The sequence below is a fragment of the Bacillus sp. 5B6 genome, from assembly GCF_000259405.1.
Taxonomy (GTDB): domain Bacteria; phylum Bacillota; class Bacilli; order Bacillales; family Bacillaceae; genus Bacillus; species Bacillus velezensis.
Window position 1 is genome coordinate 348,681 of the sequence record NZ_AJST01000001.1, and the last position, 25,708, is coordinate 374,388.

A 25,708-nucleotide genomic window follows, 5' to 3' on the forward strand; every position below is an offset into this window, starting at 1 on the left:
TACTTCTTGAATGTAACTTCCCCGTGTTATTGTTCCTTTAACATTGAATATTTTCGATACGCTTTATAGTAACTGCAGCCGAAGACAACAGCCATAAGAGCGGGAAGCGACCTTAGAAGGGCAAATGGAGTTTCAAATAAAAATGCTTTCCAAAACATTGCGCCTTCCATACTCCACAGACCTTCTGCTAAATACAAACCTGAATCCTTGTAAATCAAATAAGAATAAAATAAGCAAAGTAAACCAAAACAAGATGAATAACTCATTAATCTTTTATAATAACTACTTTTTGATTGGCGATCCGAGAAGATTTCATTTTGATCATCATCTTCTTTTTGCCAATATCGAGTTCCGCTGAGCCATGGGCTGTTTATATAACTCCAGCCGAAGTCTTCATAGATCTCTCTGTAGTCTTTGAACTTTTTCTTTGATAAATAATCATGATAATCCAGTCTCATTACATATCTCTTGTCGGTTTTTTCGAAAGTGTATATTCCTAATCCGCTGATATTTGTACAGCGATAGCCTTTTTGTAATTGCTCGTTCAGCCATTGCTCCTCTTTTTCAATATCAAAAAACATCTTAAATTTCTTCATTCGATTCACTTCCTTCATGCAGGGATAAAATATGCAGTAACCTGTTTTGTTCCATCTTCAAAATGGCGCTTCCTTCCGCAGTTATCATATAAACCTTTCTCCGGCCCGATTCTCCAATAGGTTCAATCCAGCCATGTTTATTCAAGTTTTCAATCGCGCCGTATAATGTGCCGGCTGCTAAAATAACAGTTCCGTTACTCATCTTTTCGATCTTCTGCATGGCGGCATAGCCATGAAGCGGCTCACGCAGAGCTAATAAAATATAATGCATGGTTTCAGACAGCGGTAATAATTTATGTTTCATATCCTCATCCTCTATTCAGTTCGACTATATAGTTAAACTTAATACAGTTCAACTGAATAGTCAATGCTCTTTTCAAATTTGTCAAAGGAACTTGAAAATCAAATCTAAAAAGTCGCTTTTCTTACGTAATGGGAAGCGACTTTTTGTATGTCCATATTGACGCCAAAAGAATTTATTGCGGTACGCAGCTGTTTTCCGATGTAGCAGTGTCGTTTATTTTCAATGTGTTTTTTGCGGTAAGAAAATCATCAAATTGAAAGGGGATGAAAATTAATAGTTGACTCAAGCAACTGTTTCGATTACGATTGAAAAAAGTTGCTTATGTCAATCTTTTGGAGGAGGTTCATCAATTTGGAAACAAAACGTGTTTTGGCATTCAGACAATTTAATAGATTTTATACAGATATTTTGGGTTTTCTAAATGAACATATTTATGACAGTCCATTCTCTTTAACGGAAACCAGGATTTTATACGAAATTTATAATACGCCCGATTGTACAGCAAAAATCATTCAAGAAAGGTTAGACCTTGACAGAGGATATGTAAGCAGAATTATCAGAAAATTCGAAGAAGAAGGCTTCATATACAAGCAAAAATGCAGAGAAGACGGACGCAACCATTTCCTTTATGTCACCGAGTCAGGGAAAAGTATTTATAAAAGTCTGGAGAAAAAAGCCAATCAGCAAGTTGAATATATCCTTGAACGCATAGACAAAGAGGAACAAGAAAAACTTGTACATTCAATGGAAACCATTCAAAACATTTTGCAGCATTCTTTTTATGATAAAGAATCTCCGATTTCAATAAGAGACTATTATACTTCAGAGGATGTCAAAAACATAATTGAGAAACAGCGATTATTTTATGCCGAATCCCATGGCTGGAATGAAACATTTTTATCCTATCTTCACGATACGTTTAAAGCGGATATTGAAAAAATATGGGTGGCAGAAAGCGGGAATCAATTTGCGGGTTGTATCGGCTTAGTGAATGACGATGAAAAAACTGGACAGTTAAGGTGGTTCTTAGTCGATCCGTCTTTTCAAAGAAAAGGTGTCGGCAGCCGTCTGATTAAGGCACTTGTTCAATATTGTAAAGAAAATGGATACGAGCGTATATTTCTTTGGACGGTAAGAGACATGTCAACAGCCCGGCCATTGTATAAAAAGAATGGATTCGAAATTACAGAAATTCATGAAGAAAAACGTTTATGGGGATCAAATTTAATAGAAGAGCGTTGGGATTTGGAATTATAAAGTGAGGGGGATAGGATGCGAATAAAATATCACTATGCATGGATCATTGTGTTTGTCACTTTTTTTACCTTTTTAGCAGTTCAAGGCGCGCGTCTTTCATTTGGAGCTTTTGTTGAACCATGGGAAAAAGATTTTTCTATGAATAGAGGAACAATCTCGCTTATTTCCACTCTGAGTTTTATCATATATGGCATATCTCAGCCCATAATAGGGAGGCTGGTTGATAAATTAGGTCCTCGAATGATTTTGTCAGTCAGCACTTTCTTGGTTGGGATTAGCTTTATATTGACTTCTTTTGTGAATCATCCATGGCAGTTATTTATCCTTTACGGAATTGTTATCTCCGTCGGTGTCGGAGGGGCATCCAATGTAGCCGCAACAGTTGTTGTTACAAATTGGTTTAATAAAAAACGCGGACTTGCTTTTGGAATTATGGAAGCAGGGTTTGGCGCGGGTCAGATGCTTCTTGTTCCCGGCTCTCTCATTTTGATTCAATGGTTTAACTGGAAGTTAACTGTAGTGATTTTGGGTCTGCTTTTAATGGTTATTGTGTTTCCTGTCATACTGTTATTTTTACGGAATCATCCCGGCGAGATGGGGTTATCTCCTATGGGCGGTTTTATGAAAGCAGAAGCTGAAAGTGAACAGCATACGGCCCGCTTTTCTGTTTGGACAGTGTTTTGCAAGAAACAATTCTGGTTTTTAATATTACCTTTTGCTATATGCGGTTTTACAACTACAGGGCTGATGGATACTCACCTTATCCCTTTTTCTCATGACCATGGATTTTCAACAAGTGTAACCAGTGCTGCAGTTAGTGTATTGGCGGGATTTAATATTTTGGGGATCATTATTTCAGGAATTGCGGCAGACCGTTGGAGCAGTAAAAAGATGCTTATTCTTTTATATGTCATACGCGCATTATCAATTTGTATCCTGTTATATAGTCATCATCCGGTCATATTACTTATTTTTGCCACCCTGTTTGGACTAGTTGATTTTGCAACTGTAGCTCCTACTCAAATGTTAGCCACGCAATATTTTAAACAATATTCAGTTGGTTTTATTTTAGGATGGTTATTCCTGAGCCATCAGATAGGATCAGCGCTGGGAGCTTATGTACCAGGTTTTCTCTATAGTGAAATGGGTAACTATGATCTTTCTTTTTATTTCTCAATTATTATTTTGTTGGGAGCGGCAATATTTACTTTCTTACTGCCTGAAACGGTGAAAATAAAAAAAGAGCAAAAACCGAAGACCGATTCAGCTTCAAATGAAACAGTATCCCAGCGTGTGAATAACCCGTGAATGTCCGAATCCTCTCAGCCGCATTAAAAATACCAAGGGTTTTGAGTCCCTTGGTATTTTTTGTCATTTTATGACGAAGTAAACTTCTGACTTACTTAGTGGCTGTCGTTCCAGTTTTTCTCTATAAATGTATTCGCAGGCTGTAAGTTGGTTTTGTTCGCAATTTCAATGACAGCGGGAACCACGGAAGGGTCTGTTTTGGAGAAGTTAGGAATCCGCGGATCTAACCGGAAAAAGCGATCTCCCAGCAGATTCGCGCTGACCATGGATTCATAGTAGCCATTTCCGCCGGAGATCATCTGAAGAAATGGCAGTAAAGGTTCATTAGGCGACCTGTCCAAAAGGACTCCCCAATTTGGAGGAAGGTTCTTCAGGTTTTCGGGACGTATGTTATCCGCACTTACCATTCCCCATCCTCTCGTATCTCTTCTTAACCGAGTCGGGGCTTCACCTGTACCGATGGATAGCGCCGCAATTTGATCCAATGGCACGTTGGCTTTACCAACCGCAAACGCGATACTGGCCGTACTGGGGTTCGTTGCCACTACATATCCGTCCACGTAGTTTTGATAGGCTCGCTGCGTCGCGGGGGCACCGCTGCTCCGCAGTATGACATCACTCACTTTCTCATTTAAATAGGGAGAGCCGGGAAAGTTGTGAAATAATACGGGCGTCCAACGATCCAGTGCTGGGGAGTATAATTTGAATGAAGGGACAACAATTCGTTTTCTTAGATCTTTAAGGCGAAGGCCTGGCGGGAAAAAGTTTCGTACCGCTTTAATAAAACCGGAATACGGTAATTGTTGATTGAAAACAGGTCCGCCCGGCCGGGACGTGCTGAATGCGGGCAGGATTTCATCCTCAAAATACTGAAGTGTTTCCTTCGGAGATCTTCCGCTTGCTAATGCAAGGGCAGTAAATGAACCGATTGAATTTCCCGCAAATACATGGGTTCGACTTATTAATGCTGGATTTTCTTCAGCCAGTCTGTTCAATAGTTGTAAACTTAAAGCACCTAAGGTACCGCCCCCGTCAAAGGTCATGATCCGATATTTTGCCAAAGCTGATTTCTCCTTTCTGATGAAAACTATCATCCAGTATATGTTCAAACAGAGTCTATTGTATGGATGAATGAATATCTTCTTATCTTAAATTACCAATCCAGCGAGTCGGGAAAGAATACGTTTTTTATTTAAAGAGGTTTTTTCCGGGAAGAAGGAGAATTATTTAAAAATAAAAGGGGGAAAACACTTGAATACGATTGACCTTATTATTTTAAATTTTGAAGAAGTAAGACGGCGAAGCATCAAGTTATGGACAGCTATACCTGAGGAAAAAATGGACTGGCGCCCGGATTCCGAAGCAATGTCGTGTAAGGAAATGATAAGACATGTATTAGAAGCGGAATTTCTTTATCATCACATTTTACTAAAACAAATGAATGAGTCTTCAGAGGAATCTAAAAACCCGTATGAATCAAAAACGTTTACCACAGTAACCGAAGAATTAGAATTTGCAAAACCGTATCGGGCCGAGTTTTTGACATTCATCAAATCGTTAAACGAAACAGATTTAACAAATATAAAGATTGACAGGTCTGATGTTGGATATATTCGCGAACTAGGAGACATGTTATTAAGAATCGCTTACCATGAGTCCGTACATACCGGTCAGCTTTTAGACTATCTCAGAACTGCTGAAGTGGACAGGCCTTTAATTTGGGACTAGTTAAATGATTGAGTTTTACACAGGAAAGGGAAATAATGGAATATAAACCGATTAATTTCCAAGAGAAATTAGCTGCGTTCCAAGATCAATGGTCTCCAAAAGTAATCGCTGAAATGAATGATTATCAATTTAAACTTGTTAAGGTACAAGGGGATTTTGTTTGGCATAAGCATGACGAAACAGATGAAGTCTTCATTGTCATTAAGGGTAATTTAATCACTGAATTTCGTGATGGAGAAGTAAAATTAAATGAAGGTGAAATGTTTGTCATTCCGAAAAATGTTGAACATAAACCTTATGCAGAATCAGAGTGTAACATTTTGCTTGTGGAACCTAAAGGTGTTGTGAATACCGGGCAGGAATTAACTGATCAAACAGCTGAAAATGATGTCTGGGTCTAGCCTGTAACAAAAAAACGATCAAAACTCCGAAAGATTGAATGACGATTAGAGAAAATGATCAGGAAAACCAATTAAGAATGATTTAAGGTTAAATATTGAAAAAATTTGTTGATATTATAATACATTTTTTGGAAATGTAATCATTTTATAAGGAGTTTTCTAATTGCGTTGGAGTAAATGGTTCAATATTTTTTGCATAGCAGCATTGGGATCAATATATGGCTATAAATTGTTTACTAACCAAGAAGTCAGTACGGCTCGTTTGATCATAGCTGCTGCAATTATCTTGTGGAACATTGTCGGACTTTTTAGCAAAGAACCAGTAAAACAAACACAGCAAGCAAACTAAAAGTCAAAAACACAAAAAATTGGTAGAGAAGGATGCTGCAGCGCGCAGCATCCTTTTTCGCAGTCTCCCTTTTTACGCTGCTTAATATAATCGTCAAAATCATTCAAGCATCCAGAATCTGTTTGTATCGATAAATCAAAATTGCCCTAAAATGTGCCGGTTCATCATAATACCAGTCCAAGCTGCAGTTATTTATTTACATAGTATGTAAAGATTAAAAAATGAGAGAAGGAGTGGCGTAATGTATTATAACGAAGGTGAAGATCAACAGTACGTTCAGAAGAAAAAGCCATACAACGAAGCCTGTGACCTTGGCCATGATTTTGATATGGCGGACGACGAAGCAAGAGCGGAAGCAGCAAGAGAAGCAGAAGCGAGAGCCAGAGCGGAAGAGGCAATAGCAAGAGCGGAAGAAGCAAGAGCCAGAGCAGCAGAAGCGGCAAGAGCAACAGCAGAAGCAAAGGTAAAAGCGGCAAAATTAGCAGCAAAAGCGAAATGTAAAAAACGTCATAAGAAAGAGAAAAAACAGGATTGCAAACGTAAGCACAAGAAGAAAAAATAAGAGCTTTTCATCATGTAAAAGATAAGATTCAATGTGTATTGATGTTATCCGTACAGGGGTGCAAAAACGATAAAGAATAAGATTCTTGTCGGGGAATCAAGCAGAAAGATTGCTCAGCCGGTGTCTCAGCAGAACCACGAATGGCAGGGCAAACATAATGTTCTATGGACTTCCATAGTTTGGTCGGGATATCACGCCCAATAAATGTAAGTGCCTATCATGATAAAAAAGGCAGGAGAGACAAGAGTTTCGGCAGCTTGCCGCTCTTGTCTTTTTTTTTGTTTTTATATCATCTTCGCATATATGTATCTATTTTTAAATTTGCAGAACATCTGTCTAAGAATTTGTCCAATTCCTACATATACTGGTATCGGAATCAAATGCTTATTGGGAGTGAAATAGATGGGATCAGCACAGTTAACGGGACGCGTCATCTTCAAAGGGGACCCCGGCTATACAGAGGCGGTTAAGAATTGGAACCCTTATGTTGATGTCTGTCCGCTTGTCTTTGTTTTTGCACAAAATTCATACGATGTAAGTAATGCTATTAAATGGGCTCGTGAGAAGAATGTGCCTATGCGTGTCAGAAGCGGCCGCCATGCTCTGGATAAAAATCTTTCCACGGTAAGTGATGGGATTGTTATTGATGTGAGCGACATGAATAAAGTTTTCTTAGATGAAAAAAACGCGGTAGCAACCGTTCAAACCGGCATTCACGTCGGCCCGCTTGTAAAAGGTTTAGCTCGGGAAGGTTTTATGGCCCCGTTCGGAGACAGTCCAACCGTCGGAATCGGAGGAATCACAATGGGAGGCGGATTTGGAGTGCTTTCCCGATCGATCGGCCTGATAAGCGATAACCTTCTCGCACTGAAAATGGTAGATGCCAAAGGCAGGATTATTCAAGCAAATCAATCCCGCAATGAAGATTTACTGTGGGCTTCCAGAGGCGGCGGGGGAGGCAATTTCGGATATAACACCCAATATACGTTCAAAGTTCACCGTGCCCCTAAAACCGCAACCGTCTTTAATATTATTTGGCCGTGGGAACAGTTAGAAACGGTATTTAAAGCGTGGCAAAAATGGGCGCCGTTTACAGACGAACGATTAGGATGCTACCTTGAGATTTACAGCAAAGTAAATGGCTTGTGCCATGTGGAAGGATTGTTCCTCGGTTCAAAACCAGAGCTGGTTCAATTATTAAAACCTTTATTAAATGCCGGAACGCCGGCACAAACAGTAATCAAAACACTATACTACCCGGATTGTATAGATTTCTTAGATCCTGACGAACCGATTCCCGGCAGATCTGATCAGAGTGTTAAATTCTCCTCGGCGTGGGCGCTCAATCTTTGGCCGGAAGAACCTATTGCAGTAATGAGACAATTTTTAGAAAAAGCGACCGGGACAGAAACCAATTTCTTTTTTATCAATTGGGGCGGCGCGATAAGCAGAGTTCCAAGCAGTGAAACAGCCTTCTATTGGCGCCGGCCATTGTTTTATACGGAATGGACGGCCAGTTGGAAAAATAAATCACAAGAAGCTTCGAATCTTGCATCAGTTGAAAGAGTGCGTCAGCTGATGAAACCATATGTAACAGGTTCATATGTGAATGTTCCGGATCAAAATATCGAGAACTTCGGGAAAGCATATTATGGCTCAAACTTTGCAAGGCTTCAAAGAATAAAGGCGAAATACGATCCCGAAAATGTATTCCGTTTTCCGCAAAGCATCCCGCCATCGTATAAATAGTTTGATCGTTTTGGGAAACAAAATAAAATGCTGCGTTTGCATTCTGTTGGAACACACCAGAACATTCAGGTGTGTTTTTATTGTTGCTTTCATTTCTGAAATGTGGTTATTCACTTATACCCCAGTGCGGATTCCAAACGATTTCCCATAAGTGTCCATCGGGGTCTTGGAAGTGACCGGCATATCCGCCCCAAACATTATCATGAGCGGGATCAGTTATCGTTGCTCCTGCCTGTTTTGCCTGTTCCATGACTTTATCGACTTCAGCTTTACTGCTGACGTTATGTCCTCATGTAAATTCCGCAGTACTTGGAACAGTTAACGTAACGTTTGATTCATGTGCGATGTTTTTGCGGTCCCAAAGGGCAAGTTTCAGTCCCGTTTGCAAGTCAAAAAAAGCAGCTGCGCCATGTTCAAATTCTGTACAGGCTATTCCTTCTGTAGGCAGACCCAAGCCATCCTGATAGAAGTGCAGCGATTTTTCTAAAGTGTCTGCGCCTAAAGTAATTACTGTAATCCGCGGCTTCATAGCAATCATTGATTAAGAGCAATATAAAGTATTGGACATTTTCATCGAAAATATTTTGACATTTCAGTAAAGAACCTATATATTCATATATGAGCACATAATCATATACAGTTATTTTTGTGTCCATGTTAGAATGCTTCATAACAGAAAAGAAATAATAAATGCAGTGTATGAGATAAGGAGGAGATTTGTATGGGTCACAATCACAATCACGCTGGCGGATCCAATAAGAAGGTTTTATTGATCTCTTTTATCGTGATTACAGGTTATATGATAGTAGAAGCGATAGGCGGATTTTTAACCAATAGTTTAGCGCTTTTATCAGATGCAGGCCATATGCTGAGTGATTCAATCTCATTAATGGTTGCTCTGATTGCTTTTAAATTGGCCGAAAAAAAGGCAAGTCATCATAAGACATTCGGCTACAAACGATTTGAGATTCTCGCAGCTGTGATAAACGGTGTTGCATTAATAGTGATTTCCCTTTATATCATTTATGAAGCAATCAAACGTTTCTCTCATCCGCCGGAGGTAGCAACAACCGGCATGCTGACGATTAGTATCATCGGGTTAGCTGTAAATATATTGGTCGCTTGGATTATGCTGAACGGCGGAGATACAAAGAATAACCTGAACATAAGAGGGGCTTACTTACATGTGATAAGTGACATGCTCGGATCTGTAGGTGCCATACTGGCTGCGATCCTTATCATCTTCTTCGGGTGGAGCTGGGCAGATCCAGCGGCCAGTGTCATTGTGGCTATTCTTGTTCTGAGAAGCGGTTACCATGTGACGAAAGACTCCATTCACGTATTAATGGAAGGAGCTCCGGAAAATATCGATGTCACTGACATCATTCATACAATTGAAGAGACAGAAGGAATTCAAAGCATTCATGATTTGCACATATGGTCTATCACAAGCGGATTGAATGCTCTTTCCTGCCACGCTGTTGTTAACGATCAACTGACCATTTCAGAAAGCGAAAGTATTTTACGCAAAATTGAACATGAACTTGGAGATAAAGGCATTACACATGTAACCATTCAAATGGAAACAGCAGCGCATAATCACGACAATACGATTCTTTGTCAGGCTCAAACTGAGAATCCGCGTGACCATCATCATCATTAATAGGGGACTCACTTTGTCTTCTGACAATTAAGATAAAACCGGAGGGGGGATTCATATGTACGACACGATAGTAATCGGAGCTGGTCAGGCAGGAATCTCAGTAGGATATTATCTAAAGAAGTCGAAACAAAAGTTTATCATTTTGGATAAAAGTCATGAAGTGGGAGAAAGCTGGAAAAACCGGTATGACTCATTGGTTTTATTTACTTCTCGAATGTACAGCTCTTTGCCTGGAATGCAGCTTGAAGGAGACAAGCATGGACTCCCTTCAAAAAATGAAATTGCTGCTTATCTGAAAAAATATGTTGAAAGATTTGAAATCCCAATCCAATTACGGACAGAAGTAATAAGTGTCCAAAAATTAAAGAACTATTTCTTAATAAAAACAAACCGGGAAGAATATCAAACGAAGAATCTTGTGATGGCCGCAGGTCCTTTTCATACCCCTAACATTCCATCAATATCAAGGGATGTAGCCGATCATATTCATCAATTACATTCTTCACAATATAAACATTCAAAACAACTGGCGCCTGGGAATGTACTGGTAGTCGGCGGCGGGAATAGCGGAGCTCAGATAGCTGTTGAATTATCCAAAGAAAGAGTTACATATTTGGCTTGCAGTAATAAACCGGTTTATTTCCCTTTATGGATTGGAAAAAGAAGCATCTTTTGGTGGTTTGATAAATTAGGAGTTTTACATGCAAGTCATACATCAATATTAGGCAAGTTCATTCAAAAGAAAGGCGACCCCATATTTGGGTATGAATTAAAACATGCGATAAGACAGAAGAAGATTATCTTAAAACAAAGAGTCATAGCCGGAAAGCAAAATGAAATCATTTTTAAAGACTCATCTTCATTAGAAGTAAACAATATCATTTGGGCAACTGGTTTTAAGAATCCGCTTTGTTGGATGAAAATAGAAGGTGTTTTGGATAAGGAAGGCCGAATTATACATCACCGGGGTGTTTCAGCTGTGGAAGGATTGTACTTTATTGGTTTGCCTTGGCAGCATAGGCGAGGTTCAGCGCTGCTTCAAGGTGTAGGAAATGATGCTGAATACATTGTAAAACAAATGAACGGCGGATAGACTGAGGAGAGCAGTAACTTATGTGTTTACTGCTCTTTTTTGTGTTGGATAAGTCCAGTTATGTGACTGTGTAAAGCCGAAAAAATCTTTTGGCTTAATTAATAAGAAGATCCCTGACTCATTGATTGTGCAACATTCTGACGTACTTCCCGAGCTAACTGCGCGGCACGTAAGGAAGCCTGCCAAATAGCCGGACTCACTGCAGATTGACTGATGGATAATGCCTGTTGTGTGGCTGGAACCATTGGTCTTAGGAGATTTTCCGCCTCGTCTACAGATGACGCGTATTGGTGACCGGCTGCTCTTCGCAGGTCTGCTATCGCTGCGGGGAAGTTTGACCATAGACGAAGTATTGAATTCATGCAGCCAACCATAAGAGGAAAATGAGGAGCCCGGCCTTGTCCGGAGGCGAGAAGCTCTGCCGCGCCTAGAGCGGAATAAACGTGATAGCTCAACGGAGTAAGATATTTCGCGTGTACAATATGAAGTTCTCGTAATCCCCAAGTGTCTGGAAGAAATCTGAATTCTGAACTCATACCGCATCCCAGGGCGAGTGCTCTGCTGACAGCCTGCAAGTGTTTCACTACCGCAGCCATTGATTGTTGAAAGGAGGATGAGTGTATTGGAATTTGTTGAATCGCAGATAAATGGCTTCGCATTTTATGATTTGCCTGACTTAAATCAGGCTGCTGTCTGTAATCATATACATAATACGGATAATAATAATAATACATATCTATACTCCCTTTATGAATGACTTTTAGGAGCAGGATATGCACCCAGATTGTTTTTGATAAGGGCATGTGCCTAAATGAAGCCATTAAATGTTGTTGCGACTGAACTGCACATAGAAAGCGTGCTTCACTCCTCGTTCAGACTCTCTAATTTAATTCTTTCAAGCAAAAGTCGAAATAGCCCAAATAACAAGCCAGAAAACACACTATCTCTTGGTTGTCGGGACTGGTGAGTGCATACCCCGGGCAGGTTCAAGTTTCTCGGCTGCAACAGTGTTATCAAGAGTTGCAGACCTTTGGTATTTTTTATGCAAACGAATTTTGTGGCCAAAACGTTTCTGCTAACTTAAGTCTTTTAGGCTGAACAAGGGAATATCTTAGTGTGGCACACTCTCATTACAAAAAGCATAGGATAATATCACAAAAATTTAAAATTGCGGGGATGAAAAATGTATTATATACCTTTTTCGCATCAATGTTATTATTGTGTGAATGTACCGATGTATAGCGATGGAAGATCTGTTTATTGGACTGTTCCAAATAACTATGATCCTTCATACGAAGATAGAAACCTTCTCTTGAAAGATTATGGACCAAAACCATTTGTCGTGAATATCAATAAAGCCGCAAAACAAAACAATACGTTCCGTACGGCCCTATGGACAGGAAAGCATTTTCAAATTACTTTGATGAGTCTTGGTATTGGAGAAGATATCGGTTTGGAGATCCATCCTCACGTAGATCAATTCTTACGGATTGAGCAAGGCCGAGGGATAGTTAAAATGGGCAAGAGTAAAAATAATTTAAGTTTCCGAAGAAATGTCTATGATGATTATGCCATTGTTGTCCCTGCCGGCACTTGGCACAATGTTATTAATACGGGTAATACGCCGTTAAAACTATATTCAATTTATGCTCCTCCCAACCATCCGTTCGGTACAGTTCATGTGACAAAGGCAGATGCAGCGGCTGCGGAAGATTAGTATAGGATTCCAGAGGACTTTGCTGCTGCAAAGACTATAGAAAAATGATATTGGGACAGCATGATGAAATGGCTGAAACACAAAATATTAACGTTTCAGCTTGTCATAGTGCAGTTGATGCGATGCTTTATTCCACAACTTTTCAACAGCAAATGTGGTTTTTTGTCTGATCATTTTAATTGATTGGCAGTCAGTGAAAATAGACAATCCACAGGGAATATGTAATAAATTTATCCTTGCTCCTCCTAATAAGCGGCTTAACTGCCAAGTTTCTGTTTCTCTTCAAACCATTTGCGAAGCTGATGAATATGAGCTTGATGATATCTATTATGGTCTGCCATATGCCAAATTCCCCATTGAATGGTTGCTTGTTTTTCTGCTTCATAATCTACTGTATGATTCAGCTGATCGTCAGTTAACTGATAACAAACAGACTTAAACATGCTGAATACTTCTTCATAATCAGTGAGAATTTGTTTTAATGAAACACCGGAAATGAAAGGGATCTTATTGTTCTGATCTAACATTGGTCCATACTTCTCTTCAAGCTGCTTTGGTATCGGTTCACCCTTTATTCTGAATATCCAGTTGAGATCAACATATGCTAAGTGTCTTATTAGCTGAGCTGTACTATTGTATGTTTGATTTGGTCCTTTATAATCGATCTCCTGCTGTGACATGTCTGACACAATGGATATTAAGCGGCTGTAATTTTCATTAACGGCAGAATACAGCATTCCCACAAGATGATCCATGTGCATTTCACCTTTTAGATCTAAAATCATTACCCCCACCTCATTAGCACAATTTTTATATTTAGTTTGCCTTATTACTCTTATTTGTCAAGTTATCCGGGGAATGGGCCGCTGTAAGACGAAGCTATGAAGCAGGCTCTCTTTGCCTGCTTTTTTTGTGTGTCGGTCTTTACATCTGACATGTTGAGTTGTCTGAAACTGTACCTTTTTAAATGTCAGACGGTGTTATATGATACTCTGCAGATATTCAAGAATATGTACTTGGAGGACATTCTCATGCGAAATTTTAATGTTGCTATCCCTACGCCTTTTCATGAAGATGAAAGTTTATATTTAGAAGGATTTGATGCTATTGTCGAACATTTGAAAAACAGCGGTATCCATTCGTTACTCATATGCGGCACGACTGGTGAACAGCATTCACTCAGCATAGATGAGCGTCTTCAGATCATTGAGTATGTTAATCAGCGAAAATTTGAAGATGTTGAACTGATGTTCGGTGTTTCAGCCGTAAGAACCAGTGATGCCGTCAAACTGATGAAACACATCGAGAAAACCAATATTGATTCTGTACTGATTGGTTTTCCTCCTTATATAAGACCGACACAGCAGCAAGCCGTTTATTACGTTGACGAACTTCTCAGTCATACCTCTAAAGAGGCTGTGCTTTATAATAACCCAGGACGGACCGGTTTTAATCTGAGTGAGCAAGCGCTTAAAGACTTAATAAGCCGGCATCCCGGCATAAGGGGGCTGAAAGAAGGAGGAGACGTTCTGCGTCATAAACAAACAGAGTTCCCTGATCACTTTATTTTGTTTGCGGCAGGAGACGTTGAATTTCCGAAGATGCTGAGTAACGGGTGTAACGGTCTGTCAAGCATGGCCGGAAATGTCTATCCTGAAGAAATCAGAGAAAGCTTCAGCAGCTTATCAGAAGATAAACCGATTAATCTGGATCGAATAAACGATCTGATTGCTGAAGTGACAAATCATCATACTGTCATGAATATAAAAAATCACTATAAGAAGATTGGGATTCAAGCAGGCAGCTGCCGGTCACCCATTATATAAGAAATGTTCCGTCGCGGATAAGTGAAAAATGTGATCAGCGCGCTTTCTGTACGGGGATTAGGCTTAATAAGCAAGTTATGCAATAGTGTTATTAGCGGGGGCGTAAGCATTGTTTAACTTTACATAAGGGAACCCTTATGGTATGGTGATTATTGCTAATATTGACAAGAAAGAGGTGAAAGCAATGATAACGATTTATGGAATTTTGTATGGCGAAAATGCAAAAATTGGAAACATCTTGGCGGATAAAGGGAGCAGTCTGTCCTTTTTTAAGCCAAATCGCCATATAAAAACAGTTATCGGTGCTTTTTCTCTATGTCAAATAAACGATAATCCAATGACATAATGTCCTTGTTTATTTGTGCATGATGTTATTTAAGCGTAACACCGATAATTGTGTCGGTGTTTTTTTGTGCTTGATTTTAAAAAAGGTTAGATGATCACTCCCTTCTATTTACTCAAACAAACCAGAGTTTTATGGAAGGATGAGAAAACATGCAACAAAAAAACAAGTATATAAGAATTCAAGAGTTCCTGAAGCGAAATAAATTTCCTGATTTTAGAATGAATCAAATCAAAAATGCTGTGTTCAAAGGGAGAATAAATCATTTTAATGAAATAACGGTTCTTCCTAAATCCTTGAGAAAATTGTTAATGAATGAGTTTGGAGAGTCAATTTTAAATATTGCTGCTTTAAAAGTGCAGCATTCTGAGCAAGTAACAAAAGTCTTATTTAAAATTTCAGGAGACGAAAAAATAGAAACGGTCAATATGAAATATAAAGCTGGCTGGGAGTCATTTTGTATATCCTCGCAGTGCGGCTGTCATTTTGGCTGTACATTTTGTGCAACAGGAGATATTGGTTTAAAACGCAGCTTAACATCAGATGAAATGACTGACCAAATTTTGTACTTTCACTTAAAAGGACATTCAATTGATAGTATTTCTTTTATGGGAATGGGAGAAGCATTAGCTAATATACAAGTGTTTGATGCTTTACATGTGCTTACAAATCCGGAGTTGTTTGCTTTAAGCCCTCGCAGGTTATCTATTTCGACCATAGGTATTATTCCGGGCATTAAAAAAATCACTCAGGATTATCCGCAGGTCAACCTGACGTTTTCATTACATTCTCCTTTTAATGAACAGCGAAGCAAGTTAATGCCGATTAATGAACGCTTCCCGTTATTGGAGGTAATGGACACATTAGATGAGCATATACGTGTGACCTCAAGAAAAGTTTATATTGCTTATATTATGCTGCCGGGAGTTAATGATTCTATTGATCATGCGAATGAAGTAGTAAATCTTTTAAGAAGCAGATATAAGAGAGGGAACTTGTTCCATGTAAACATCATTAGATATAACCCGACTGTTAGTTCATCTATGAGATTTGAAGAAGTAAATGAGAAACAAGTTGTAAACTTCTATAAAAAATTAAAGTCAGCAGGAATTAACGTGACCGTCAGAAGTCAATTTGGCATTGATATAGATGCTGCTTGCGGACAATTATATGGAAATTATCAAAAAAATAAGAACCAATAAATCAGGTGCAGAACTCGGTTTGACTTCATATTATTTCATTTGATAACATAAAATGGTTATCATGATTGAAAAAAAGATACCCGTTTTATAAAAAAAGGAGTCATAACGTTGCTGAAAAGGTTTTTTCTTGTTTTTCTTACGCTGATAATGTCTATATTTGCTGTATTCGCGGCTGCTGAAGAGTCTCCCGGCGATCGTGTCATTTCCTTTGACGAGCCTATGATTTTATTGATCTCACTCGGAATCATCTTATGTTTGTTCATTCCGCCATTCGTCATGTCCTTTTTTGGCAGTTTGGTTGTGAGAATCATATCCGGAGTCTATCAATGTTTTATCGTCCTCACGTTTGCGGGGCTCATTCCGATTGGATTTCTGATTCCCAATGGCTTTTTGACAATTCTTGCTGCCGTCCTGGGAACTTTGGTCAGTTCAGCGAGTGTGGCCGTGACCTTATTCGTTGGCAGGACAGAGAACACAAGTAAACTTTCATAAGCGGTTTTGACAACAATAACCCGCGTTCCAAAAACACCAAGTGTCACAAACCCTTGGTGTTTTTTAATTCCGGAAGAAAAGAAGGTATAATGGGCGGGGAAGAGGTGTCAACCAATGAAAATAACCAGAGAAACATTAGAAAAACAGCAAATTTGGATATATGGTGTGACTCTTGTGATCGGAGGAATAGCGGGGATCGCCGGGAAAGATTCAGGACTTCGCTGGGGATGGACGATATCACCGCTTATCGCTGTTCTCATGTATGCCATGTTTGCCCAAATCCCATTCTTGAAGCTGAGGGAAGCCATGTCAAACCTCAAGTTTATGGCGGCTTTACTGATCGGTAATTTCTTAGCTGTACCTGTCGTCGTCTGGGGATTGACTGCCATTTTTCCTCAACCTCGTCCTATATTATTAGGAGTTTGTTTGGTATTGCTCACACCTTGTATTGATTACGTCATCGTCTTCACTCAGCTCGGCAAAGGAAATGAGAGATTAGTACTGGCTTCCACGCCGGTTTTGTTCGCCGTTCAGATGGTATTGCTTCCGTTATATTTGTGGCTGTTTATCGGGAAAGAAGTGATAGGGGCTGTTCATGCGGGACCGTTTCTGGAAGCATTCTTATGTTTAATAGTGGGACCGCTGCTGGCGGCAGTGATGACACAATTGTGGGCTGATAAGAAGCCGGCTGGAGAAAAGATGTTAGAGTGGACGGCGTGGCTGCCTGTTCCTTTTATGGCTCTGGTCTTACTGGCGGTCGTCGCCACACAAATCGGCAAGGTCATCAGTGATGCTGGCATCATTATACGTGTGATTCCGATCTATCTGTTATTCCTGCTCATTATGCCGTTTGTCTCCCGGTTTATCGCATATGCGTTCCGTCTGGATACAGGCGAAGGAAGAGCATTGATCTTCAGCACGGGCACAAGAAATTCTCTCGCAGTCCTTCCGTTAGCACTGGCCTTGCCGGATGCTTGGGCCTCATTAGCCGCCGCTGTTATCGTCACACAGACGATCGTTGAATTGATAGGCGAGTTGGTTTATATAAAAGCGGTGCCCGGCTGGCTGCTGAAATAAAAAATAATCTGAACAGAAAAAAACATACCAATAGATATTGGTATGTTTTTTATGTGAATTATAAAGTTGAAATATCAATGACAAAACGGTAGCGGACATCGCTTTGGAGAACCCGTTCGTACGCTTCGTCGACTTGATTGGCGGGTATCACTTCAATTTTAGGAGCAATGCCGTGCTCGGCGGCGAAATCAAGCATCTCCTGAGTCTGCGGAATACCGCCGACGAGTGAACCCGCAATGCTGCGGCGGCCCGTGATTAAGGAGAACACACTGTATGAGTCCGGCTTGGCTGGCGCTCCCACATTTACCAATGTACCGTCAATTCGAAGCAGAGATAAGTAGGCATCTACGTCAAGGTTCGCGGATACTGTATTTAAAATAAGATCAAATCGTCCGGCCAGCTCAGTAAATGTATCCGGATCGCTTGTTGCAAAGTAGTGATCGGCTCCAAATTCAAGCGCTTCGTCTTTTTTGTTCATTGAGCGGCTGAGGACGGTGACCTCTGCGCCTAAAGCGTGCGCAAATTGAACGGCTAAATGTCCGAGCCCGCCCATTCCGACAATCGCCACTTTTTTGCCGGGGCCGGCATTCCAGTGTTTCAGCGGAGAATAGGTGGTAATGCCCGCGCACAATAGCGGGCTGGCAGCATCCAAATCCAGCTGATCCGGAATCCGGACAACGAATCTGTCAGTGACAACTATTTTCTGGCTGTAGCCGCCGTACGTAGGGTTTCCGTCGTAGTCCAGGTTATTATAAGTTTGAACAACGCCTTTTGTGCAATATTGTTCGTCTCCGTTAAGGCAGTATTCACATTCCCCGCAGGAGTCTACAAAACAGCCGACACCCACACGGTCGCCGACGGCAAATGTGGTGACTTCTTCACCCACGGCTTCCACAACTCCGGCAATTTCGTGCCCGGGAACCATCGGAAAGATTCCGCCGCCCCATTCATCGAATGCGCTGTGGATGTCTGAGTGACAAATCCCGCTGTACTTAATATCAATCAGGATATCGTGCGGCCGTAATGCTCTTCTTTCAATCGTCGTTCGCTCAAATTTAGCTTTTGCATGCGGAGCGCTTAATACACGAGTCGGATGATTATTACACATGGTTATCTTCCTTTCCAAGATAAAATGATGAATCCTCTGTTCGATTTTACTTTAAATGTTAAAGCGGACTTTAAGTCAAGGAGTTTGGTTTATTTTTTTATGAAATGATATTCTATAATGGCACGCTTATGAAAGGTTTGAAGGACGGGTGATAAGAATATGAAGATTGCGCAGGCTGCAAAGCAGGTTGAGTTATCAGCCGCAACGCTTAGGTATTATGAAAGTATAGGACTGATTCCTCCGGTAAAACGCGATGAAAGCGGCATCCGCGATTATGACGAAGATGATGTGAATTGGATTCAATTTATAAAATGCATGAGAAGTGCCGGGCTGTCGATTGAGGCGCTGATTGAATATACCGCTTTATTTATTGAAGGAGCCGATCATACGATTGAACCCCGAAAAAACATCCTGATAAATGAAAGGAAAAGGCTGACGGAGAAACAGAGGGAAATTGATGAAACCATAAAACGATTAAACAGGAAGATTGAGGATTACGAAGATATCCTTGAAAATGAAGCGAAACTTAAAAACAGATTGAAAGCTGAATGTATTTCTGAATGAAGAGAAGGTGTCCCGGACGCCGGGCCGCATGAAATGTACCAAGGGAAACGAGCCTTGGTTTTTTTATTTTCTAAAGAGAGGAAACAAAACAGCTTTTTCTATCATATCAATCATTACTTATCCTTTTTTCAGCTTGACTTTTTTACTGCAGACTTTTAAAGTGTGAAATGTTGCTTAGACTGTGATTAGCGACTTTAATGCTGAAAAGAGGTGGTTTACCCAGATGAACAATAAAAAGAACCCTTGGGCGTTATTGCCTTTAGTCTTATTCGTAGGGCTTTTTGTCGGCTCTGGTCTGGTGACCGGAGATTTTTATAAATTGCCGATCTTGATTGCCGCGATCATTGCGTCAGCTTTTGCGCTGTTATTTAACCGGAAGAAATCGCTCAATCAAAAAATAGAATGGTTCGCTTCCGGTGCGGGACATCCTGATATTATCATTATGGTTATGATTTTTATATTGGCAGGTGCCTTTGCTTCAGCGGCTGAAGCGATGGGGGCGGTGCATTCAACTGTCAATCTTGCTTTGAGCGTTATTCCGCAGCAGTTTTTGCTGCCGGGGCTGTTTATCATTGCTTGTTTTATTTCTATATCGATGGGAACATCAATGGGCACGATTGCGGCGGTTGCGCCGATCAGCGCGGGTTTGAGCGGCGAGCTTGGCATCTCCGCCGCGATTCCGATTGCGGCTGTGGTCGGCGGAGCTATGTTCGGAGATAATCTTTCTTTTATTTCCGATACGACCATCGCGGCAGTCCGGACGCAAAAAACACAAATGATGGATAAATTCAAAACGAACTTTCTGATTGTTTTGCCCGCTGCCATTGTGACTGTTATTATCTTATTTTTTATTCCGGCAGGCCACGCCGTCCATACGGGTGCTGAATCTTACAACTGGATTAAGGTGCTTCCTTATATCGCCGTGTTGGTTTTTGCGTTAATCGGTATTAATGTGATGGCTGTCATATTCGGCGGATTGATTTTGACGGGAATCATAGGGTTAGCGTGCGGCAGCCTGACGTTTGATTCTTATTTTAAGGCGATTACGGATGGAATTGCCGGAATGAGCGATCTGATCATCCTGTCCATGCTGATCGGCGGGATGGTCGGCGTGATGAAACAAAACGGCGGGATCGACTTTTTACTGGAGTTCATCACGAAACGAATCCGTTCGAAAAAAGGAGCCGAAGCCGGCATTGCCGGACTGGTCAGCGTGACGAATCTGGCTGCGGCCAATAATACGATCTCGATTATCGCAGCCGGGCCGATTGCAAAGAATATCGCTGATAAATTCAACATCGACAACAGAAAATCGGCAAGTATTCTGGATATTTTTTCGTGTATGATTCAAGGATTGATTCCTTACGGCGCGCAGCTGTTATCAGCCGGGAAATTCGGGAATATTTCACCCGTCAGCATCCTGCCATACTCTTTTTATCCCGTTTTAATCGGAATCTGCGGTATCGCCGCCATCATATTTGGACTGCCGAAATTCACAAGAAATACGAAATAAAAAAAGGCGCCGTTCGGCGCCTTTTTTCTTTCATGACAGCCAAGCATTTCTCAAAAGCTGTACGCCCTGTGTGATCTGATCCGTATCGAGATGGGCGAAACCTAGCTTTATGATCGGCGGTTCGGGTTTTTCGGCAACGAAATAAACGGCGGTAGGATATACCTTCACTCCGTACTGAAAAGCGCGTTCGATTAATGTTTCTTCTGTATAATTCAGGTGAACTCTCACCAATATATACAATCCCGACTGCTCGCCGATGATCGTCACATGATCGCCGAACTGCTGCTTTACATGTGAAATCAAGTGCTGCATTTTTCGCCTGTAAACAATGCGCATGCGCTTAATATGGCGGGTCCATTCACCGGCCTTCATCAATTCAGCCATGGTCAGCTGGTTAAGCGAAGAAGCGGTGCTTTCGAAATGAATAAACCGTTTTTTATACCGGTGCAAAAGGCGCTGCGGCAAAATCATATAGCTTATGCGGATGCCCGGAAGAAAGGATTTTGAGAAATTCCCTAAATAAATCACCCGGTCTGATTGAATGGAAGCAAGAGCGGGAAACGGCTGCTGTGTATAACGGAATTCACTGTCATAATCATCCTCAAGAATATAACCCTCTCTATGATTCACCCAATTGATCAGAGTTTGGCGCTGCTGAATGGACATGCTTACGCCGTAAGGGCTGTGATGGGATGGGGTCACATAGATTAATTTTTCCTTCATTGCATGTAATTGAGAAAAATCAGCTCCGTTTTCATAGACAGGCATCGTTTCCAGAGAAAGCCCGTGAAATTGAAATGCCGCTCTGGCACCGTCAAATCCGGGGTCTTCAACGATCATTCCCGAAAAATCCTCTTTCAGAATCCGGCTGAGATATATCAGCATCTGCTGGGTGCTGCTGCCGATGATAATGGAATCCGCATCTGTTTTCACTCCGCGGGATTCCAAGAGATAAGCGGCAATTTGTTCACGCAGGTCTCTCTCGCCGAACGGTTCACCGTACAGAAAGCTTTTCTCTGATGTCAAAACTTGATTGTATAATTTTCTCCATGTTTTCAGAGGAAAATGCTTTTGATCGACGGCCCCGGCGCGAAAATCAATCAGGACCGGCTGAGTTGATTCGGTTTTTTCAGCGTAAACAACATCGTTTTCTTTTTGAAATATAGAAGGTTCTACTTCATTTGCAAAATAACCTTTGCGTGTTTCTCCGCGAATGTATCCCTCCGCTAAAAGAAGATCATAAGCCATCAGCGTTGTATTGCGGCTTACCCGCAGAGAATCTGCCAGCTCCCGAATTGAAGGCAGCCGCTCATCTGCCTGAATATTTCCCTGCTCAATCAATGTTTTAAATTGCTCGTAAATTTGTTTGTATTTCGGGGTGTCGCTCCCGAAAGCGAAAATCATATTTTTCATCAGATGTTCTCCTCTGACATGTATATTTATTGGAAACTGTACCTTTTTAAATGTCAGTTGATATCTTATTATAGCGGAAAGCGCTTTATCAATCCATGTTCAGAGAGGAGAGTTTTGTATGTATATTCCCGCTCCATTTCAGCTGAGTGAAGCTGAAGCGTGCGATGTAATCAAAGAGTATGGTTTCGCAGCATTGTTTTCAACGGCGGAAGGCATGCCGTATGCAACCCACCTGCCATTGATGATGAGTAAGAATAACGAATGCTTATACGGTCATTTTGCATTGCCGAACCCCCAATGGAAAGAGATTGATGGCCAAAACGTGTTAGCCGTTTTTCAAGGGCCTCATTGTTATATCTCGCCTAAATGGTATGAGACGAATCAGGCTGTTCCCACTTGGAATTATGTGGCGGTTCATGTTTACGGAGAGGCGGAACTTTTGGATGAGGAAGAAACCGTGCAGTCGATGAGTGATCTCGTATTGAAATACGAAAGCCCCGACAGCCCGTACAAATTAGAGGATGTCGATGCGAAATTGCTGGCAGGCATGAACAAAGGGGTAAAAGGCTTTAAAATCAAAGTCAGCAAAATAGAGGGGAAAGCAAAGCTGAGTCAAAATCATTCAGCTGCAAGACAAGGGCTGGTCGTACAACAGCTCAAACAGATTCCTCATACAAACGAACAGCTCATTTCCGGCTTGATGGAAGAAAACATCAAACGGATCACTGCGAACAACTGACAAGCATATTAAAAACATACCGGCAGCATGCGGTATGTTTTTTCAGGTTATGAAGCTTTTCTCAGGATGAATAACGACTCAAACAGCACATAAATCAACGGCGCCATTAAAATGAAGAAAGAATGAAAAATAGCATACGGTATGAGTAAGTAAACGATAAGTTTCAATAGAATGGTAGACGGTTTATTGAATGTCCAACGGTTCTTCAAGATATCAGTCATACAAGCTAAAACAAGGCCGACCGTCAAATATCCGGCTGCTATGTACAGATAAATAAAAAGGTAAAACGGGTAAGAAGACAACGGCGGTGTGTCCTCTTGTGTCATTTTTAAACTCACGTAAAAGACTAATAAAAAGCAAACGGACGAAACGAGAGCTAACAAAAGGTGTTTATATAAATACTTCTTCATGTGTTCACCTGCCTATGGCGCAATTATTTCTTAACATATTATGACATGGTTTTACCGCTGCTGAAAGAATTGGAAGTCCGGCTATTTTGAGCGAGGCGTAAAGAATCAATATCATCTTTTCATGAATCCGGATTTATTGTTCGGATGGATGTAAAGAAGAATACACCAAAAAAAGCTGTCAGCTTGGTCCTGACGGCTTATTTTTGGTGAAAGGCTTATTTCTCCGTGGTGAAATAAAGCAATGCTATGACCGGAAAAGCGATTCCAATCCATAATGTGATACTCCACCCGCCTGAGGCGTATGCCCATCCTCCGATTGATGATCCTATAGCACCGCCCAGAAAGAAGATTGCCATAAATAATCCGTTTAATCGGCTGCGAAATTCAGGTGCCAACGAAAAAATGGCACGCTGACTGAGTACGAGATTGGCAGATACCCCCATATCCAACAGGATAGCTGCGGCCACCAGAACTGCTATTCCGACGGGGGAGCTGCTCTGAATCATGAGCGGGAGTAATAAAGAAACGATGACAACACCGAGAGCGATTCCGGTGGCAAGCCGGGTCAAGCCGCGATCAGCCAGACGGCCGCCTATCGGTGCAGCCGCTGCACCCGCAATGCCCGCTAATGCATACAGCGCGATTGCCTTTTGAGAAAAATGAAAAGCAGGGCCGGACAATAATAAAGGTACAGTCGTCCAGAACAAGCTGAAAGCTCCAAATACAAACGCATGATAAATGGCACGGCGGCGTAGGACCGGTGTTGTGCGCAGCAGCTTCCACATTGAACCGAGTAAGACGGTGTAGCTTGTGTTTGCTGTTGGTTTTCTGGCAGGAAGCACTTTTGATAAGACGATTGCCAGGACAACACTTAACGCGGCGGATAAAGCAAATATGGCATTCCACCCCCATATATCAGCGACCAGGCTGGATATCGGACGTGAAAGCATAATACCGAGCAGCAGGCCGCTCATCACATTGCCGACAACCCGGCCGCGTGCGGCGTCTGGCGCAAGGTATGATGCGAACGGAACTAGCACTTGGGCTGCAATTGATCCCAGTCCGATGAAAAACGCAGCAGCTAAAAACAGTGTTCCATGCTTTGCAAATGCTGTCAGTGTCAAAGCGGCTGCGCTTAGAAGGAGCGATACAACGACAAGTTTTTTGTTTTCGATAATGTCTCCCAAAGGGACGAGAAACAGTAAGCCGGCAACGTATCCGATTTGAGTCAGCGTGACAATCAATCCGGCGCTGCTTGGAGAAAGCCCGATTGCCGCACTAATGAATCCTGCCAAGGGCTGTGCATAATATAGATTAGCGACAATGATACCGCATGCCGTTGCGAGAAGAAGGGTTAAACCAGGTGAAATTCCCTGATCTGCTGTTTGTTTGTTTTCTTTAGCCATATGAATGAACTCCTTTTTAAGTGGTTTTTAAGATGCTTGATAAATGATTTGCTGATTCATCTCCTTTACGCAGAGGCTTTTGGAGTCTGCATTTCAACAAGACTTCCCTTAAGTCATTTTATAAACTAAACGTTTAGTTTTCCTATAAGCAAATAATATACTAAACGTTCAGTTTTGTAAATGGGTTTCTGTTTTCTTTTTTATACAGGTTAAGTATACTGAACGTATCGTTTATAATTCGGGAAGGAATGATTCATGTGCAGAGTAAACGAGGACGGCCGCGCGATGAAGGAACACATAAGGCAATTCTTTCTGCAGCGTATGACCTATTGTTGGAAAGTGGCTTTGACGCGGTGACAGTCGATAAAATTGCTGAGCGTGCCAAAGTGAGTAAGGCAACGATTTATAAATGGTGGTCAAACAAGGCTGCCGTTATCATGGACAGCTTTCTTTCGACCGCTACGGACAGACTGCCTGTGCCCGATACAGGATCAACAGTGCAAGATATATTGACCCACGCCACGAATTTAGCAAGGTTTTTGACGAGCCGGGAAGGAACCGTTATTAAGGAATTAATCGGTGCGGGGCAGCTGGATGCAAAATTGGCGGAAGAATATCGCACGCGATTTTTCCAGCCCCGCCGCCTCCAAGCGAAAGGCCTTCTGGAAAAGGGAATTCAAAAAGGTGAATTAAGAGAGAATCTTGATATTGACGTTAGCATCGATCTCATTTACGGACCGATTTTCTATCGCCTGTTGATCACAGGTGATGAGGTGAATGATTCTTATGTGCATGATCTGGTGATGAGTGCGTTTAAGGGAGTTCAGCCTGCCTGAAAAATACCCGGATCATGTGAAAGAGATGCAGACTTTTGCTGCCTATGGGCGG

28 protein-coding genes and 1 pseudogene are annotated in these 25,708 nt (G+C 41.4%); 19 read left to right on the forward strand and 10 right to left on the reverse strand.

Annotated elements, in window-relative coordinates:
* Positions 1-26: 26 nt before the first annotated feature.
* Together MY7_RS01670 and MY7_RS01675 are read right to left on the reverse strand one after the other, a co-directional pair.
* Entirely contained in the window at positions 27-596 is a 570-nt protein-coding gene (locus tag MY7_RS01670) for a DUF2812 domain-containing protein (RefSeq protein WP_029326208.1), read from the reverse strand.
* Positions 583-900, reverse strand: a complete 318-nt coding sequence (locus MY7_RS01675) for a PadR family transcriptional regulator (RefSeq protein WP_007609643.1) — start codon at positions 898-900, stop codon at positions 583-585. The genes MY7_RS01670 and MY7_RS01675 overlap by 14 nt, the downstream gene beginning before the upstream one ends.
* Before the next feature lie 321 nt (positions 901-1,221).
* Between MY7_RS01675 and MY7_RS01680 the strand changes: the two genes are divergently transcribed.
* Together MY7_RS01680 and MY7_RS01685 are read left to right on the forward strand one after the other, a co-directional pair.
* Entirely contained in the window at positions 1,222-2,157 is a 936-nt protein-coding gene (locus tag MY7_RS01680; RefSeq protein ID WP_007609645.1) for a bifunctional helix-turn-helix transcriptional regulator/GNAT family N-acetyltransferase, read from the forward strand.
* 15 nt (positions 2,158-2,172) lie between these two features.
* Entirely contained in the window at positions 2,173-3,465 is a 1,293-nt protein-coding gene (locus MY7_RS01685; RefSeq protein WP_007609646.1) for an MFS transporter, read from the forward strand.
* A gap of 95 nt (positions 3,466-3,560) precedes the next feature.
* On the opposite strand, the gene cotR is transcribed toward MY7_RS01685, so the two are convergent.
* A complete protein-coding gene (gene cotR / locus MY7_RS01690) occupies positions 3,561-4,526 on the reverse strand; it encodes a sporulation hydrolase CotR (RefSeq protein ID WP_007609647.1) in 966 nt (321 codons plus the stop codon).
* A 190-nt stretch (positions 4,527-4,716) separates the two neighbouring features.
* On the opposite strand from cotR, the gene MY7_RS01695 reads away from it, so the two are divergent.
* The 5 genes from MY7_RS01695 to MY7_RS01715 all read left to right on the forward strand — a co-directional run bounded on the left by MY7_RS01695 (position 4,717) and on the right by MY7_RS01715 (position 8,254).
* Positions 4,717-5,193, forward strand: coding sequence for a DinB family protein (locus tag MY7_RS01695; RefSeq protein ID WP_007609648.1), 477 nt, complete (start codon positions 4,717-4,719; stop codon positions 5,191-5,193).
* 35 nt (positions 5,194-5,228) lie between these two features.
* Positions 5,229-5,594, forward strand: coding sequence for a cupin domain-containing protein (locus tag MY7_RS01700; RefSeq protein ID WP_007609649.1), 366 nt, complete (start codon positions 5,229-5,231; stop codon positions 5,592-5,594).
* 163 nt (positions 5,595-5,757) lie between these two features.
* The gene (locus MY7_RS01705) at positions 5,758-5,943 is read left to right on the forward strand and encodes a hypothetical protein (RefSeq protein WP_017419203.1); all 186 of its coding nucleotides are present in this window, start codon (positions 5,758-5,760) and stop codon (positions 5,941-5,943) included.
* 241 nt (positions 5,944-6,184) lie between these two features.
* Entirely contained in the window at positions 6,185-6,505 is a 321-nt protein-coding gene (locus MY7_RS01710; RefSeq protein WP_007609654.1) for a hypothetical protein, read from the forward strand.
* Between the two features lie 402 nt (positions 6,506-6,907).
* Positions 6,908-8,254, forward strand: a complete 1,347-nt coding sequence (locus tag MY7_RS01715; RefSeq protein WP_007609656.1) for an FAD-binding oxidoreductase — start codon at positions 6,908-6,910, stop codon at positions 8,252-8,254.
* Between the two features lie 106 nt (positions 8,255-8,360).
* Here MY7_RS01715 and MY7_RS18980 read toward each other — a convergent pair.
* Positions 8,361-8,783 (reverse strand): annotated as a pseudogene (locus MY7_RS18980) (VOC family protein).
* Between the two features lie 192 nt (positions 8,784-8,975).
* On the opposite strand from MY7_RS18980, the gene MY7_RS01720 reads away from it, so the two are divergent.
* A complete protein-coding gene (locus MY7_RS01720) occupies positions 8,976-9,917 on the forward strand; it encodes a cation diffusion facilitator family transporter (protein ID WP_007609658.1) in 942 nt (313 codons plus the stop codon).
* A 55-nt stretch (positions 9,918-9,972) separates the two neighbouring features.
* Entirely contained in the window at positions 9,973-11,010 is a 1,038-nt protein-coding gene (locus MY7_RS01725) for a flavin-containing monooxygenase (protein ID WP_007609659.1), read from the forward strand.
* A 98-nt stretch (positions 11,011-11,108) separates the two neighbouring features.
* Here the strand turns inward: MY7_RS01725 and MY7_RS01730 are convergent, their stop codons facing one another.
* On the reverse strand, positions 11,109-11,744 hold the full coding sequence (locus MY7_RS01730) for a hypothetical protein (protein ID WP_029326206.1): 636 nt from the start codon (positions 11,742-11,744) through the stop codon (positions 11,109-11,111).
* A 449-nt stretch (positions 11,745-12,193) separates the two neighbouring features.
* Here MY7_RS01730 and MY7_RS01735 point away from each other — a divergent pair, with 449 nt between their 5' ends.
* Positions 12,194-12,727, forward strand: coding sequence for a cupin domain-containing protein (locus tag MY7_RS01735; protein WP_029326205.1), 534 nt, complete (start codon positions 12,194-12,196; stop codon positions 12,725-12,727).
* 257 nt (positions 12,728-12,984) lie between these two features.
* On the opposite strand, the gene MY7_RS01740 is transcribed toward MY7_RS01735, so the two are convergent.
* Complete coding sequence (locus MY7_RS01740) at positions 12,985-13,512, reverse strand: DinB family protein (RefSeq protein ID WP_007609669.1); 528 nt, start codon at positions 13,510-13,512, stop codon at positions 12,985-12,987.
* A gap of 246 nt (positions 13,513-13,758) precedes the next feature.
* Between MY7_RS01740 and MY7_RS01745 the strand changes: the two genes are divergently transcribed.
* The 5 genes from MY7_RS01745 to MY7_RS01765 all read left to right on the forward strand — a co-directional run bounded on the left by MY7_RS01745 (position 13,759) and on the right by MY7_RS01765 (position 17,667).
* A complete protein-coding gene (locus tag MY7_RS01745; protein WP_029326204.1) occupies positions 13,759-14,553 on the forward strand; it encodes a dihydrodipicolinate synthase family protein in 795 nt (264 codons plus the stop codon).
* Positions 14,554-14,695: 142 nt separating this feature from the next.
* The gene (locus MY7_RS01750) at positions 14,696-14,899 is read left to right on the forward strand and encodes a hypothetical protein (RefSeq protein WP_007609673.1); all 204 of its coding nucleotides are present in this window, start codon (positions 14,696-14,698) and stop codon (positions 14,897-14,899) included.
* Between the two features lie 149 nt (positions 14,900-15,048).
* The gene (locus tag MY7_RS01755) at positions 15,049-16,098 is read left to right on the forward strand and encodes a Cfr family 23S rRNA (adenine(2503)-C(8))-methyltransferase (RefSeq protein WP_007609674.1); all 1,050 of its coding nucleotides are present in this window, start codon (positions 15,049-15,051) and stop codon (positions 16,096-16,098) included.
* A 108-nt stretch (positions 16,099-16,206) separates the two neighbouring features.
* On the forward strand, positions 16,207-16,590 hold the full coding sequence (locus tag MY7_RS01760) for a hypothetical protein (RefSeq protein WP_029326203.1): 384 nt from the start codon (positions 16,207-16,209) through the stop codon (positions 16,588-16,590).
* 114 nt (positions 16,591-16,704) lie between these two features.
* Positions 16,705-17,667 carry an arsenic resistance protein gene (locus tag MY7_RS01765; protein ID WP_007609679.1) on the forward strand — a complete coding sequence of 321 codons (963 nt, stop codon included), beginning with the start codon at positions 16,705-16,707 and terminating at the stop codon, positions 17,665-17,667.
* Between the two features lie 58 nt (positions 17,668-17,725).
* Here MY7_RS01765 and MY7_RS01770 read toward each other — a convergent pair whose 3' ends face one another.
* Complete coding sequence (locus MY7_RS01770; RefSeq protein ID WP_007609682.1) at positions 17,726-18,775, reverse strand: NAD(P)-dependent alcohol dehydrogenase; 1,050 nt, start codon at positions 18,773-18,775, stop codon at positions 17,726-17,728.
* Positions 18,776-18,934: 159 nt separating this feature from the next.
* Between MY7_RS01770 and MY7_RS01775 the strand changes: the two genes are divergently transcribed.
* The gene (locus tag MY7_RS01775; RefSeq protein WP_007409338.1) at positions 18,935-19,339 is read left to right on the forward strand and encodes a MerR family transcriptional regulator; all 405 of its coding nucleotides are present in this window, start codon (positions 18,935-18,937) and stop codon (positions 19,337-19,339) included.
* A 223-nt stretch (positions 19,340-19,562) separates the two neighbouring features.
* The gene (locus tag MY7_RS01780) at positions 19,563-20,852 is read left to right on the forward strand and encodes a Na+/H+ antiporter NhaC family protein (RefSeq protein WP_029326202.1); all 1,290 of its coding nucleotides are present in this window, start codon (positions 19,563-19,565) and stop codon (positions 20,850-20,852) included.
* A gap of 30 nt (positions 20,853-20,882) precedes the next feature.
* Here the strand turns inward: MY7_RS01780 and pdxR are convergent, their stop codons facing one another.
* Complete coding sequence (gene pdxR, locus MY7_RS01785; protein WP_007609691.1) at positions 20,883-22,265, reverse strand: MocR-like pyridoxine biosynthesis transcription factor PdxR; 1,383 nt, start codon at positions 22,263-22,265, stop codon at positions 20,883-20,885.
* Positions 22,266-22,383: 118 nt separating this feature from the next.
* On the opposite strand from pdxR, the gene MY7_RS01790 reads away from it, so the two are divergent.
* Entirely contained in the window at positions 22,384-23,004 is a 621-nt protein-coding gene (locus MY7_RS01790) for an FMN-binding negative transcriptional regulator (RefSeq protein ID WP_007609692.1), read from the forward strand.
* 47 nt (positions 23,005-23,051) lie between these two features.
* On the opposite strand, the gene MY7_RS20070 is transcribed toward MY7_RS01790, so the two are convergent.
* Together MY7_RS20070 and MY7_RS01800 are read right to left on the reverse strand one after the other, a co-directional pair.
* On the reverse strand, positions 23,052-23,414 hold the full coding sequence (locus MY7_RS20070; RefSeq protein WP_007609693.1) for a hypothetical protein: 363 nt from the start codon (positions 23,412-23,414) through the stop codon (positions 23,052-23,054).
* Between the two features lie 215 nt (positions 23,415-23,629).
* Positions 23,630-24,820, reverse strand: a complete 1,191-nt coding sequence (locus MY7_RS01800; RefSeq protein ID WP_007609694.1) for an MFS transporter — start codon at positions 24,818-24,820, stop codon at positions 23,630-23,632.
* A 257-nt stretch (positions 24,821-25,077) separates the two neighbouring features.
* Here MY7_RS01800 and MY7_RS01805 point away from each other — a divergent pair, with 257 nt between their 5' ends.
* Complete coding sequence (locus tag MY7_RS01805; protein WP_029326201.1) at positions 25,078-25,656, forward strand: TetR/AcrR family transcriptional regulator; 579 nt, start codon at positions 25,078-25,080, stop codon at positions 25,654-25,656.
* Positions 25,657-25,708: the final 52 nt, after the last annotated feature.